The organism is Acinetobacter venetianus RAG-1 = CIP 110063, assembly GCF_000368585.1.
GTDB classification, from domain to species: Bacteria; Pseudomonadota; Gammaproteobacteria; order Pseudomonadales; family Moraxellaceae; genus Acinetobacter; species Acinetobacter venetianus.
On record NZ_KB849557.1, the window covers coordinates 763779 to 777781 of the forward strand.

15 protein-coding genes are annotated in these 14003 nt (G+C 39.1%); 7 read left to right on the forward strand and 8 right to left on the reverse strand.

Features of this window, described 5'->3' with window-relative positions; all coding sequences use genetic code 11:
- The first annotated feature begins 160 nt into the window (after positions 1–160).
- The 4 genes from F959_RS05125 (at position 161) to F959_RS05140 (ending at position 3750) form a co-directional block, all read left to right on the forward strand.
- A complete protein-coding gene (locus F959_RS05125; RefSeq protein WP_004878134.1) occupies positions 161–835 on the forward strand; it encodes a TetR/AcrR family transcriptional regulator in 675 nt (224 codons plus the stop codon).
- A 249-nt stretch (positions 836–1084) separates the two neighbouring features.
- Complete coding sequence (gene phoB / locus F959_RS05130; RefSeq protein WP_004659793.1) at positions 1085–1795, forward strand: phosphate regulon transcriptional regulator PhoB; 711 nt, start codon at positions 1085–1087, stop codon at positions 1793–1795.
- 8 nt (positions 1796–1803) lie between these two features.
- Positions 1804–3162 carry a phosphate regulon sensor histidine kinase PhoR gene (phoR, locus tag F959_RS05135; RefSeq protein ID WP_004878136.1) on the forward strand — a complete coding sequence of 453 codons (1359 nt, stop codon included), beginning with the start codon at positions 1804–1806 and terminating at the stop codon, positions 3160–3162.
- Between the two features lie 120 nt (positions 3163–3282).
- A complete protein-coding gene (locus tag F959_RS05140; RefSeq protein WP_004878137.1) occupies positions 3283–3750 on the forward strand; it encodes a DUF2147 domain-containing protein in 468 nt (155 codons plus the stop codon).
- Positions 3751–3847: 97 nt separating this feature from the next.
- On the opposite strand, the gene F959_RS05145 is transcribed toward F959_RS05140, so the two are convergent.
- The gene (locus tag F959_RS05145) at positions 3848–4300 is read right to left on the reverse strand and encodes a PACE efflux transporter (RefSeq protein ID WP_004878138.1); all 453 of its coding nucleotides are present in this window, start codon (positions 4298–4300) and stop codon (positions 3848–3850) included.
- A 93-nt stretch (positions 4301–4393) separates the two neighbouring features.
- On the opposite strand from F959_RS05145, the gene F959_RS05150 reads away from it, so the two are divergent.
- Positions 4394–5278, forward strand: coding sequence for a LysR family transcriptional regulator (locus F959_RS05150; RefSeq protein ID WP_004878139.1), 885 nt, complete (start codon positions 4394–4396; stop codon positions 5276–5278).
- A gap of 384 nt (positions 5279–5662) precedes the next feature.
- On the opposite strand, the gene F959_RS05155 is transcribed toward F959_RS05150, so the two are convergent.
- From F959_RS05155 to pncB, 4 genes are all read right to left on the reverse strand, one after another.
- Complete coding sequence (locus F959_RS05155) at positions 5663–6037, reverse strand: hypothetical protein (RefSeq protein ID WP_004878140.1); 375 nt, start codon at positions 6035–6037, stop codon at positions 5663–5665.
- A 121-nt stretch (positions 6038–6158) separates the two neighbouring features.
- The gene (gene asd / locus F959_RS05160) at positions 6159–7010 is read right to left on the reverse strand and encodes an archaetidylserine decarboxylase (RefSeq protein ID WP_004878141.1); all 852 of its coding nucleotides are present in this window, start codon (positions 7008–7010) and stop codon (positions 6159–6161) included.
- Positions 7007–7855 carry a sulfurtransferase gene (locus F959_RS05165; protein WP_004878142.1) on the reverse strand — a complete coding sequence of 283 codons (849 nt, stop codon included), beginning with the start codon at positions 7853–7855 and terminating at the stop codon, positions 7007–7009. The genes asd and F959_RS05165 overlap by 4 nt, the downstream gene beginning before the upstream one ends.
- Before the next feature lie 302 nt (positions 7856–8157).
- The gene (pncB, locus tag F959_RS05170) at positions 8158–9363 is read right to left on the reverse strand and encodes a nicotinate phosphoribosyltransferase (RefSeq protein ID WP_004878143.1); all 1206 of its coding nucleotides are present in this window, start codon (positions 9361–9363) and stop codon (positions 8158–8160) included.
- A 152-nt stretch (positions 9364–9515) separates the two neighbouring features.
- Between pncB and dtd the strand changes: the two genes are divergently transcribed.
- Complete coding sequence (dtd, locus tag F959_RS05175) at positions 9516–9956, forward strand: D-aminoacyl-tRNA deacylase (RefSeq protein ID WP_004878144.1); 441 nt, start codon at positions 9516–9518, stop codon at positions 9954–9956.
- A 46-nt stretch (positions 9957–10002) separates the two neighbouring features.
- Here the strand turns inward: dtd and F959_RS05180 are convergent, their stop codons facing one another.
- The 3 genes from F959_RS05180 to serB form a co-directional block, all read right to left on the reverse strand.
- On the reverse strand, positions 10003–10482 hold the full coding sequence (locus tag F959_RS05180; protein WP_004878146.1) for a hypothetical protein: 480 nt from the start codon (positions 10480–10482) through the stop codon (positions 10003–10005).
- Positions 10483–10630: 148 nt separating this feature from the next.
- Positions 10631–10966: a ciprofloxacin tolerance protein AciT gene (aciT, locus tag F959_RS05185; RefSeq protein ID WP_004878149.1), complete on the reverse strand. Its 336-nt coding sequence runs from the start codon at positions 10964–10966 to the stop codon at positions 10631–10633.
- 405 nt (positions 10967–11371) lie between these two features.
- Positions 11372–12592, reverse strand: a complete 1221-nt coding sequence (serB, locus tag F959_RS05190) for a phosphoserine phosphatase SerB (RefSeq protein ID WP_004878150.1) — start codon at positions 12590–12592, stop codon at positions 11372–11374.
- 61 nt (positions 12593–12653) lie between these two features.
- Between serB and F959_RS05195 the strand changes: the two genes are divergently transcribed.
- Positions 12654–13964, forward strand: a complete 1311-nt coding sequence (locus tag F959_RS05195) for a hypothetical protein (protein WP_171056593.1) — start codon at positions 12654–12656, stop codon at positions 13962–13964.
- Positions 13965–14003 lie beyond the last annotated feature (39 nt).

A 14003-nucleotide genomic window follows, 5' to 3' on the forward strand; every position in this document is an offset into this window, starting at 1 on the left:
CATATTTGCATAAATCATGTGCAGTTTAAGTTATAGTCAATATAGTTTTGACAATGATGCTTGTCAATATAGTACACTATAGCTTTCTACTAAATCATTTGATCAAATACATTTATTTCCTCAAACTCGGTAGTTATATTTTTAGGTGACGGTTAATTCAATGACAATTTCAACTGATAATGTGCAAAAAAAACCAAAAGCGCCAAAAGAACGTCAATTTAAGGGCTTATCTTTAACTGAGCGCAAAGAAGTGCGCCGCGAAAAGCTGATAGAAGCAGGCATTCATCTATATGGGACAAATGGCTTTTTTTCAGTCACCGTGAAAGATGTTTGTAATGAAGCCAAACTGACTGAACGTTATTTTTATGAATCTTTTAAAAAAAGTGAGGAGCTTTTCCAAACCGTTTTCTTAAAAATGATTGAGAAAATGCAAAATTGCCTCACTCAAGCTGTTCTTATGGCGGCACCTGTACCTACAAATATGGTCACAGCTGGATTATCTGCATTACTAAATGCCATTAAAGATGACCCCCGCATGGCACGTATTATTTATATTGATGCGATGCTGGTACAGGATTTACATAACCAAGCAACTATCCAAGAGACGTTGACCCAGTTCGACCGCATTATTCAAGGCTTTGTCATGATTACCATGCCGAATGCACCTCAAAGTGCCGAAGAAGTGTCATTAATGGCCACAGGACTGAATGGTTATGTAACACATATTATTATTCGTTGGGTCTCTGAAGGCTTTAAACAGCCCTTAGCAGATGTTTTATCGGCATGTTGTGCGGTATTTTTATCTTTCATCGAGACAACATCACAAAAAAATTAAAATCGTTTTACAGTTTTGTGACAATCAAAACTGTTAAAATGCATTGATATTAACCAAATGAATTTATTTGCATTATTGTTAAACAACTTGTCATCATCTGGTCACTACTGTGACGCATAATTGTCACAATTTATTGCTAAATTCGACTTTATTAACTCTTTTGCAATGATATTGTCATAATTAATCTTTGTAATAAGCCTGTCATAACAACAAAACGGTTCACCGTTACAGATTTAAGGGTATTGCGCTGTGAAAGATGACTATATTTTAATTGTCGATGATGAGCTACCGATTCGTGAAATGATCCATACCTCTTTGGATATGGCAGGCTTCCAATGTTTACAAGCTGAGGATGCCAAACAAGCGCATCAGATTATCGTTGATCAGCGTCCTGCACTTATTTTGCTGGATTGGATGCTGCCGGGTGGTGTCAGTGGTGTAGATCTTTGCCGCCGCCTCAAAAGAGATGAAAATTTAGCTGAAATCCCTGTGATTATGCTAACTGCACGTGGCGAAGAAGACCATAAAGTTCAAGGTCTTGATGCTGGTGCAGATGATTATATGACCAAACCATTTTCAACACGTGAGCTGGTTTCTCGTATCAAAGCTGTGCTCCGTCGTGCCAATGCACTCAGCGGTGAGAAAGTGATTGATGCCAATGGTTTAATGCTTGATCCTGTCAGCCAACGCGTGAGCTTTGGGAACAGTATTTTAGATATGGGGCCAACGGAATATCGCTTACTTGCTTTTTTTATGACCCATCCAGAACGTGCTTACACACGTGCCCAACTACTTGACCAAGTTTGGGGTGGAAATGTCTATATTGAAGATCGTACCATTGACGTGCATATTCGTCGTTTACGCAAAGTGTTAGAACCTTTCGGCGTTGATCGCTTTGTACAAACGGTACGTGGCACAGGTTATCGTTTCTCTACACGCGCTGATTTAGCAGCAGGTTAAAATCCTATATGTATGAACCCTATCCCGTCCCTGAACTGGCACGTGAACATCAACAGTTTCGCTACAGCAGTTTATGGACGTTTGCAAAACAAGATTTAAGATTACTACTATTTTTCTTATTGATTGCGAGCTTAATTGGATTTGGTATTGAATACTTTTGGAGCTGTATTTTTGCTGCATTTGTACTGTTTTTCCTATTGCAGCTTCGCTCACTTTATCTCGTAAATGACTGGATTTCTAATCGCCCCTATGATGCCCCACCGAATTTAAGTGGGATTTGGGGTGCACTACTGTTCAATGTCTATCGAGCACAACGCCAAGAGCGTATTGTTCAAGCAGAAATGGTCGGCTTAATTGATCGTGCTCAGTCTTCTTTAGTTGCTTTAGCAGAAGCAGTAGTTTTGATTGATGATCAACATCAAATTGAATGGTGGAATCCAGCAGCAGAAAAGCTATTGGGCATCAATCCTTCCGATCGTGGACGGAATTTATTGTCGATATTGCGCCAACCTCACTTCATTGAATATTTCAAAAATAGTGATCAAGCGCCTGATGGTATTCGTCTACAAGCACTGATGGATGAAGAGCGCTACGTTCAGGTAAAATTGACCCGCTTTGGCGGTGAAAGCCGTCTTTTGGTCGCGCACGACATTACCCGTATGCACAACCTTGAGCAAATGCGTAAAGACTTTGTCGACAATATTTCACATGAATTACGTACCCCTCTCACGGTGTTAAGTGGTTATATCGAAACCTTTACTGACCAAGATGACATTACCCCGCGTTGGAAACGTGCGTTCACCCAAATGCAATCTCAAACCAAACGTATGAATGCATTGGTCAATGATTTATTGTTGTTATCTAACCTAGAAAATAATAAAAAAATTGCGAAAAATCAGATCATTGATATGGCTAATCTGATGAATCAATTGTTTGATGACGCCCGTGCTTACAATTTAGATTATGGCCATACCCTTAATTTAGATATTGATAGCCACTGCGATCTGATTGGTTCGGATATGGAAATCGCCAGCGCATTTAGCAATTTAATAACCAATGCCATCAAATACACACCCAAAGGTGGAATTATTACCATCGGCTGGCATGAAGATGGTGATCAAGCCTATTTCAGTGTGCAAGACAATGGTATTGGGATCAACCCTAAACATTTGCCCCGCTTAACAGAACGTTTTTATCGTGTTGACAGTGCACGCAGTCGACAAACTGGTGGAACAGGCTTAGGCCTTGCCATCGTCAAACACGTGTTAATGCAACATGGTGCGCATCTTGAAATTAGTTCAAAAGAAAATGAAGGTTCAACCTTTACCGCAGTTTTTCCAAAAGAGCGTTTATACCGCATGGTCTAAAAAATAAAGGGAACTGCTCAGTTCCCTTTGAATATTACGCTATCATTACAAAATAATAAGAATATAATAACTCGTTGTTTCATTTCGCTATTTCTATACTTTATCTCGATCTAAAAACTCATGATGAATACTCGTTTTCTCCGTAATTTTGTCCTATTTCTTGGACTAAGTACTCCCTTTACTGTTCACGCAACACCCTTTGACCCGCTGATTGGAACTTGGAAAGTCGTTGATTCACGTACAGGTTCATACCTATCTGATATTGTGATTCGAAGAAATTCCAAGACTGAGCAATATAGTGCTGTCATTGTCAAAATGTACCCTTCAGCTCAGGAAACTGTTCCAACCACATGTACGCTATGTTCAGGCTCATTAAAAGACCAACCTATTATTGGAATGGAAGTTTTGACGGGCTTAAAAATGCTGATTCAAAATGAAGAGTTTGGGCAAGGGGTTTGGGTCAATCCTTATGATGGTTATAAATACAGCATCAATGGACGTTTGAGTAAAACAGGCAAGATGCTCAATATTAATGCAAAAAATCCAAGCAATAATACCTTTCGTAATATGACATGGATTCGCTTATAATTTTTTAGTACTAAAACAATAAAAATGAGTGATTAAATACACTCATTTTTATTGAATAAACTGGCTCAAGGTCTATTCAGAAAAACTAAATGCTAAATCAATGATTCGGCTTAGCATTTAATTCTTTAGACTCTAAAAGATGACTCGGTAAACCAAAGATTAAATCAAACAAATAATTATAAATAAACGTAAAGCATGGAATAATAATCATCAAACTAAAATCCAATAAAAATGCTTTAACTAAACTAATCTGCATCCACCATGCAATCAATGGAATTAAAATCGTAATTAACACCAACTGAAAACCTATCGCATGTGCCACTCGTCTTTTCACCGTTCTGGTTTTAGAGACTTGTCTTTTTTCCCATAACTCGAAAACGTAGTTATAGAAAAAGTTGACCGTCACGGCGATCACTGCAATCAAAATCGACAAAGGGCCGGTATGGCTGAGTGTGGTTCCTGACAGTGCAGCCAAAATCATGGCACAGATAAAAAAGCTGAGTACTTCGTAGAAAAATACATAGGTCACTCTTCTTTTCGTTCCTTGCATGACAACACCTAGCAATCAATAAAAAATTGGATTTTACGCCTTAATTTTGATAAAAAAAGTTAATCGTTATCAGGTTTACTGACAAGGAATTACATGAGACTCAATCGTGAACAGCTTGAACTGATCCTTGAAATTATTGATCGCGGTAATTTTTCGGCGGCAGCACGCGCATTGAATCGCGTTCCTTCAGCGGTGAGTATGGCGATTGCCAATTTAGAAGCAGAACTGAATTTAAAACTTTTTGAACGCAGTAAAAATCATCTCGAACCGACAGAGGTTGCACTTTCAATTGAACCACATGCACGATTGATCGTGACAAAAATGCGCCAACTCGACATGCATTTAACAGAACTTTCCACTGGTTTAGAAACCCGTATTTCAATCGGTATTGCTGCTGATATGAATCAACGTTATTTACTGGCTGGTGTTGAACAATTGATACAACTTTATCCGCTGTTAAATATTGAAATGGTGTGTGCGCCACAACAAGAACTTAAAGCACGTTTGCAAAATAATGACATTGATCTCTATGTTGCCTATAGTTCTTCTGAACTCGATAAAAATGAACGTTTCCGTTTATTGGGTGTAGAGAAATTTGTTGCTGCCATTTCTCCAAAAGATGCGCAACATCTCAAAGATCACGATAAAAATGAACTGACCATGCTATCCGAGTTACGGCAAATCATCGTCGCAAGTAAGCATTATCCTTTGCCTGATCGTCGTGTCTTGGTTTCAGATGCATATTGGTATAGCGATAATTTAGCAATGGCCATCAATATGGTTGAGCAAGGTATGGGCTGGGGTAATTTCCCGCTTTCCATCGTGAGTGAACATTTTTCTAAGCAAAGTTTGATTCGTTTAGAGTTTAGTAATACCACCAATGGTCTCGATATGCCCATTCATGCAATTTGGCCAAGTTACAAACCGCTGAGTAAAACACTTCAGCGTTTAATTCAACTGTGGGAAAAGCAAATTTAAAGCATCATAAAAAAAGCCCGACATCCTGTCGGGCTTTTTCGTATTTCGCACTTTAGGTATAACTCCTGTCGTACCTCACGTCCTGATGCTCAAACTTATTATTTTTGTTTTATGTTTTGGAACTTCCTGTTCCTGATTAGTTCATATTAGGCAATTTAACTTAGACTGAAAATGGGACATTGACGTTAATCTATGTAGGAAATGGCTTACAGAATAGTTTTATGCTTGGCAAGAAATACCAAACATGCTTAAAAAGCAGCTGACTTATTTCTAAGTCTACTTTTGGGTGTTTTTGAGGAATATGTAAAATGCACGAGCATTTGATTTAATTAAAACAAATAAGATTGGTTCCGCATAACGGCCATTATGTTAAATGGTATTCATTTATCGTTTAATCACATCATTAGGAGTTAAATAAATTTCTGATTCTTCACCTTGCACAGTAGCTTTTAATTTTTTTGATATATCAATCATTTTACCAATAGCTTCAGGTGTTGGATTTTTCGTTAGTAAGTCACAAGAGTTACGGTCATACCATAAAGAAAACTCTTGTGCATCAATGGATACAAGAAAGTCTTCTTCTGAATTTTGAAGATCTATCGTTACTGTTGAGTCTGTTTTTAAATATGTGTTCCATTCTTGTTTAGTAATACATTCTCCATCATTAAAATAAAACTCTTTTTTTGTTATATACATATTATAGCCAGCATAGGTAATTGGGCTAATCATTAAAAGGACAGGAATAATAAATTTTAACATTGGATCGATGGTCTCTAAAGGAACTAGAATTTAATTTTTCCTAAAATTAACATAATACGCCTTATACAAAATACTTAAAAACAAAAAGCCCCTATCTAGGGGCTTTTTATAATTTTATTAATTAAACCGAATGACCTAAACGCTCACCCATCACTACAGTTGAATTGGCTTTAAATTGCTCTTCCCACACCATTTTATCTTTTTCAAATAAAACTACAGCAGTAGAACCTAAGTAGAAACGACCTAACTCTGCACCTTTATCCAACTGCATTTGGTGATGTTGTAATTCAACTTTACCCGAAGGTTTCACTTTACCTGTCGCAACAGTTTCAATACCCGCAACAATCATTGCGCCAACTAAAACCACCGCCATACGACCAAGTTCTGTATCAAATAAACACACCATACGCTCATTACGCGCGAATAAACCTGGTACATTTTCAGCAGTCGTTTGATTAACTGAAAACAACTCACCTGGAATATATAAAGTTTCGGTCAATGTACCCGCTAAAGGCATATGTACACGATGATAATCTTTCGGTGATAAGTAAACTGTTGCAAACTGACCATCTACAAATGGTTTTGCCAGTTGTGGATCACCAATTAATTTCTCAACAGAAAAGCTTTGACCTTTGGCTTGAAAAATATCACCTGCTTCAATCTTACCTAACTGAGAAATCGCACCATCCGCAGGGCAAACAATACTATCTGCTTGTTCATCAATACCACGCACACCATTTTTCAGAGCACGAGTAAAAAACTCATTAAATGATTTATATTGATTTGGATTTGTTTGCTCGGCAATGCTCATGTCAATGCCATATTTTGCTTTGAACGCTTGAATCACAGCAGTTTTCACCACAAAATTTTCGCTTGCAGCAACTTTACCCACTACACGGCTCAGTTGATGTTGTGGCACAAGATTTTGTGCTTTGATAAACAATTGTTTTTTTAAATCTGCTGCAAAACTCAAGATGGTGACTCCCCTGAAATAATAGGACTATCGAGGCGATTGCCCCATTCACTCCACGCACCATCGTAGGCTCTCACTTGCCAATTGAGCAATCTTGCCAAAATATACGCTAAGCCCGAACGATGATGAGACTGACAGTACACCACCACAGGTTGTTGTAAATTAAAGCCTAATTGTTCTAAACGTTGTTGTGTGCGTTCAAGCGGGTGTAATTTTAGATGATTTTCACGATTAAGGGCAGTGCTCCACTCAAAATGCAGTGCATTTGGAATGTGACCGCCACGTCGCGCAGCCAAACGTAACCCCGTATATTCTTCATTGGTACGGCAGTCCCATAGCTGAATATTCTGAGTTTGAACGTGTTCTAATAATTCGTTGTATTCAATCCGATGCTGTTGAACTGTATCCAAATCAACTTGTAAAGGATCAGCAACAGGTACGACAGTCTCAACTTCTGCCGTTGTTGGCAAACTTGCCCCCAGCCAACCATGAATTCCACCATTAATTAAACTGGTACGGTAGAAACCAAGACAATGTAAATTCCAAATTAAACGCCCTGCCCAAGCTCCACCTTCATCGTCATACACAACAACATGATGCTGTGGTGAAATATTCAACTTGTCAATCAGTGCTTGCAGCCCTTCAATATCAGGCAATACACCATTGGCATTTTCTTGTTGAGCAACCAAATACTTAGGTTGTAAATGGATAGCATGGGGAATATGAAGTTGCTCATATACCGATGCTCGGCTGAGATCAACCACACGAATCAACTCATGTCCCAAATAAGGAACGAGCTGTTCAGGTTCAATCAGTAAATCAAGTTTAAAATCTACGTCAGTCATTGTTATGCTGTTTTATCATCCGCCTTATGCGTAATTTTAGCATAGCCGACTTTTTATCTTTGTCTGATTTTTTGCATTGATTTAGCAGAAAAGGAGATATAGCAAAAAGTTTAAAGATTATGGACTAAAAGTATAAAATTTACTGGTGCGGAGGCGGCATGGATGCCGCCCGTTGAACTGCGGCATCAAGGATGTGCCGTCAGTTCAACAAATGCCTTTGGTTACTTTGGGCAAAACCAAAGTAACTTACCGAAGGTCTATCCTGAAAATTGATGAGAATTAGGTAAGACACTGTAATGTCTCTACTCAACCTCCTCAATTTCAAACACCTGACGCAAATACGCCAAAAACGTTTCATTATCGCTCATGGTCTTGCCCGAACTATCCGAAATCTTCGCCACAGATTGACCATTACACTCCACCAACTTCAACACGATATTCAAAGGCGTTTGCCCCATATCATTGGTCAGATTCGTACCAATCCCAAAGCTCACTTGGAAACGATCTTTAAAATATTGATGTAATTGCCATGCTTTCTCTAAATTCAAACCATCACTAAAGGTCAACATTTTGGTTTTACTATCAATTTTCAACTTACAATAGTGTGCATAGGCTTTATCACCCCACTCATAAGGATCGCCACTATCATGGCGCAAACCATCAAACAGCTTGGCAAAATACAAATCAAAATCACGTAAGAATGCATCCATACCGACAACATCTGTCAAGGCAATACCCAAATCCCCTCGGTACTCTTGCACCCATGCTTCTAATGCAGCCTTTTGAAAATTACGCAACCGAACATCAAGCGCCTGAAAAGCCTGTAAAAACTCATGTGCCATGGTTCCAATCGGACTGATCCCCAATTGTTTTGCCAATAGCACATTACTCGTACCACGAAAAACTTTCGGTGCTGCTGAATGAAATGCTTGTACGACATGTTTTTGCCATTCAAAACTATAGCGACGACGTGTCCCAAAATCTGAGACTAAAAATGGAGGATCATTTTCTTGCTGTTGTTCTGCATATTTTTGCAGTTGTAGTAGTTTCTGTTGTAAACGTCGTTCACCTTCAACAAAAACCTCATCATGACGAATTCTACGGAAATACAACTCGTTGACGATCGCCAACACAAAAATCTCAAACATCATCGCTTGAACCATCGGCCCTTCGATACGAATATCTAAACGACCCGCTTCATCTATACTGGCTTTGATAAAACGGCGCTTGAGTTGGAATAGTTCTAAATAATCGACAAAGTCACTTTTAATAAAACGCAATGAGCGTAAATATTGCAGCTCATCCTCAGCAAAACGAAGCTCACATAACACATCCAATTGATGATTCAAATCATCCAATATCTCAACCAGAGGATAAACCGTATCGTCTAAATTTCGGCAACGAAATAAATAAACACTGTGCGCTTGTGGAAACTGATGTAACACCACTTGCAACATGGTGAACTTATATAAGTCAGTATCAAGTAAAGATCGAATAATCGCAGACATGGATGATGGTTTTAACCAATTCTTTTGCATAATATTTCTAGTTATACAACCAAATAGCCAATCTTGAATAGTAGACTTTTGCTGCACAGCTCATTTTTACCCAAACTCTCTGTTAAACTGGTCTGTCTTTTTTCAATCGATCATTTCCTCTTATGCGCGCATTAATACAACGAGTTCTTGAAGCTAAAGTAGTTGTTAATGGTCAAACTACAGGTGAAATTCAACAAGGTCTGTTGGTCTTTTTAGGATTAGGGAAAGAAGATGATTTAGAGAAAGGCAAAAAGCTGATTGATAAGATTTTAAAATACCGCATCTTTGATGATGAACAAGGCAAAATGGGCTGGAATATCAGCCAAGCCAATGGCGGTCTATTACTGGTCTCTCAATTTACGCTAATGGCACAAACACAGAAAGGTTTACGTCCAGACTTTGGACCAGCGATGCCACCAGCAGAAGCCAAAGCACTTTACGAACAACTGGTTGAATATGCTCAGCAACAGTTCACAAATGTTCAGACGGGAATTTTTGCAGCTGACATGAAAGTCCATCTGATCAATGATGGACCCGTCACATTTAACTTAGAAATTGAATAATACATGAGAATAAAAAAACTCCCTTTTGGGAGTTTTTTTATTGGGCTTATTTGCCTGTTTTTTCTTTGATAAATGCACGCGCCTGACGAATTTTCTCTTTTACAGGTTTTGGCACTTTAGGTGGAATCAGTTTCGCAGCTTGGTTGAACCACACGAGTAAGCTGAAATCACCTTCCATTTTAATGCTACCGTCTTGCATACCTGTCATGAACGCAGTTGGATCACCTTTAACTAGTGTTTTCACACCTTGTTCACTATCTGCAAACTGTAAAATAAAGTCTGCTTTTTCAGGGTTACCTGCAACGGTATCAATCTTGCCATGGTTCACAATAATCTGACGTGCCATACCCAAATCTGTACCAATTTGAATACGGAACTCGCGGTCATGTACCAACTCAATAAACTTAGGGCTAGTACGTGCCAATTGCTTCATACGCAACGCCAAACCTGCCACCAACAAATCAAGTGGATCAGTGCTTACATCAACAATAGGTAACTTAACCACAGGTAAAGAAGAAAGCTTCATGACAATTATGCCCACAGTATAATGATGAAAATTAAGACAACCGTATCCTAGCACAATTGTAGCGGCGTCGGTAAAAGCTTTGTTGCAGAAAGTTGATACAAAAAAGGCATGCTAAGCATGCCTTTGATGTTGTTCGAATTATTATGATTTATCGGCTAGAACATTGTTGTTGGTCATCCTTATATACAGGTGTATGTTCAATATACTGACGATTTGCCAGCTGTTTTTGTGCTTGTTTGTCTTCACGTAAAAGAATGAATGTAACCGTCACCATCGCGAGGCTCAGTGCCGTCAGATAACTATAGGCGACTGACATTTCGAACGCGGTTTGCACACCAAAGCGCACCACTTCTAACAGTCCCCAGCTCAACATACCTGCCAACATAAAACCTAACCAACGACGATAAGGAGAAAAGAAAACAGCAATAACTGCGACAGCGATTAAGCCAAATCCAACCCACATGGTGAAATTCGCTGCTTCCATAGAAACCTCCGTCTTAAATAAGGTGGTCTGTATCAATCATCAGACCTCATATTGTTCTGTAATCTCTAAACAGTGATTCGTATTGCATTAACTTCTTTATGCATTATGGAGCGTTTTTTTTAGAAAAAAAGAGCCTGAAATTAATCATACGACATAAGATGTCGCAATATGCTTTTGTCATTACATTTTTTTAATCTACAAAAAACCTGAATCTCTATATAGCGTCAATTTCCGCGTGTCATTACAAAAAAACATGCCTCATTTTCGCTGAGAAAAAACTTTTTTCTGAATTTTTTTATCGTTGTTTTTCTATACATTTAGACATAAATATGACGGATTAATGACGCACCAAAATGGAGAATGCCGTGACAAATCACGGCATAATTTAACACCCAAGATTATATTTTAAGCACGGTTTAAATCTTTATCATGCATACCTAATAAGTACAGCACGCCATCTAAACCAACGCTTGAGATCGCTTGGTTGGCATTTTGGCGAACCAATGGTTTCGCTCGGAAAGCCACGCCTAAACCTGCAATCGAAAGCATCGGTAAATCGTTTGCGCCATCCCCTACAGCCATCGCCTGCTCTAAAGAAATCCCCATTTTATCGGCTAACTGACGTAATAATTCAGCTTTACGTGCACCATCGACAATTGCGCCTTTTACTTCGCCTGTTACAACACCATTTTCGACATCTAAAATATTGGCGTGGACTTCGTCAATGCCTAATTTCTCTTGGAGGTATTCAGCAAAATACTGGAAACCACCAGATAAAATTGCTGTACGATAACCCAATGCTTTTAAGGTTGAAATCAATCGAGCTGCGCCTTCAGTAATGGTTAAGCGTTCAGCAATCTTCGGTAAAACAGATGCATCCAATCCTTTTAATAAAGCGACACGTGCTCTAAAACTTTGTTGGAAATCAAGTTCACCCTGCATAGCACGTTCAGTAATTTCAGCGACTTGGGCACCCACACCTGCCTCTAGCGCTAATTCATCAATCACTTCTTGCTCAATCAACGTTGAGTCCATATCAAAGCACACTAAACGACGATTACGACGGTAAGCATTGTCTTCTTGTACGGCAACGTCGATATTCAACTCACCCGATAAACTTAAACAAGCGGCACGCATGGCTTGCGCATCCAGCATTTGCCCACTGAGACCAAATTGCACACAGGCACGACGAGGAGAACTTTGCTCCGCATCTAAATCCAAACGACCTGACAAACGTGTGACCGTCTCAATGTTAAAGCCTTGACTAGAAACAATTTTTGTGACGGCTTGCAAATGTTCAGCCGTTAATTCAGGTGCCAATGCAGTCACGATATAACGTGTGCGCCCACCTTCACTCACCCATTGATCATATTCTGCGTTGGAGATTGGTTTAAATCGCACAGTTAAGCCAATATCATGTGCTAAAATCAGTATTTCTTTCATTGCTAATGCTGTTGCAGTCTCATTATCCGAAGCAACAACGATCCCAAGGGTGAGTTGATTATGGATAACAGCCTGACCAACATCGAGTATTTGCAAAGAATGTACGGAGAGTACCTGCATTAATCGAGTAAACTGATTCGGTTGATCTGGTCCTAAAAAGGATATAAGAATGATTTCTCGCATGAATTGACTCGTGGTTGAGCGACAACTATTGTAAGAATCATAACATAACCCATGAATCTATTTGCCTTGGAAGTTTAACTTGAATGCGCCTCGACAAGGGCTATTTGCTAGCCTACTCACCGTAAGTTTTGCATTGCATACCTTTTTATTGGTGATTGCAACAACCCATCAGCTTAATGAAAATCGCGCTAGCCAAGGACAACTGATGACCAGTCAGTTGGTGGCAGATAGTCTTTCAGAATTAGAGCCTGCAAATACAGTCTCTTTGGCATTGGTCGCCAATCGTTATGCAACCAATCCGAGCGTTGCCTCGATTCGTATTTTGGATGCCAATAAACAAGTCCTTGCGACTAGTGGTATGGCAAAGACACGTCAAGGTGAGGTCTTTGTCCGTGATGCATTACAAAATGAAAAGAAAGTCGGAACGGTTGAAATTACGCTGATCGAACCAAGTATTGGCGAAATCTTAAGAACACAATGGTTGGCGATTCTAGTTTCATTGTTTATTCATGGCTTAATTTGGCTTGCGTATCGTGCAATCGCGCGACCAACACGCAGTGAATATCTTGCGCAGATCAATCAAGAAAATCATCTTAAGCATGAAATTCAACGTTTAACACAAGCTTTAGCTTTAGAAAAGCAAAATACTGTCACCTTGGTTGCTCAAGCACAGCAGCAAGCGAAAGCTCAACCGAAACCACGTATTGAAAAAAGTGTGAGCGATCAAGCACCGTTAGATGACCAATCATTGGCGCTTAATATTCAGTTTTATGATCCAAAACAGTTATTGAGTAGCGTCAATCAATCAGTTTCTTTGCCTTATTTTAAATTGTGCCAATTATTCTTAGATAAAAGTATTGATCTATGTACGAAGCACTACCAAATCGATGCAGAGAAAATTCAAGTTGTTCAAGAATTTAATGCGGATGGTGCGACATTATCAACAAGTGCAGATCAACCACATGCGCTTGAATGTTTGATGATGGTTGGGGGAGTTTTCCAATTATTGGCAGATGTTCTATATAAACGCTACCGTGAAGATAAACGCTTTGCACTGCAAACTCGCGGTGCTGTTGCTTGTGCAGTCGATGCAATGCAACTCGATGCGATTGAAGCATCCAAACGTTTAACTCAACATTTACATGCTAAAGAAGCAGCATTGCATTTGAATCATGATCAACTCAAAGAGATTCAAAATAATTATGAATTGGTCGCAATGCCAAATCCAAGCAATATTATGACCCGTCATGCCTTTATGATTAATGGTATGAATGAAGCATGTGCAACGGTTGCTCAAAACCTTCGCACTGAGATTTTGATGGGTAAAAAAGCAAAATCACCTGCTGAATCTATCGATATTTCAACGCCATAACGCGTCCATCATGACTGCAAAACTAACCTAGTTCTTTGT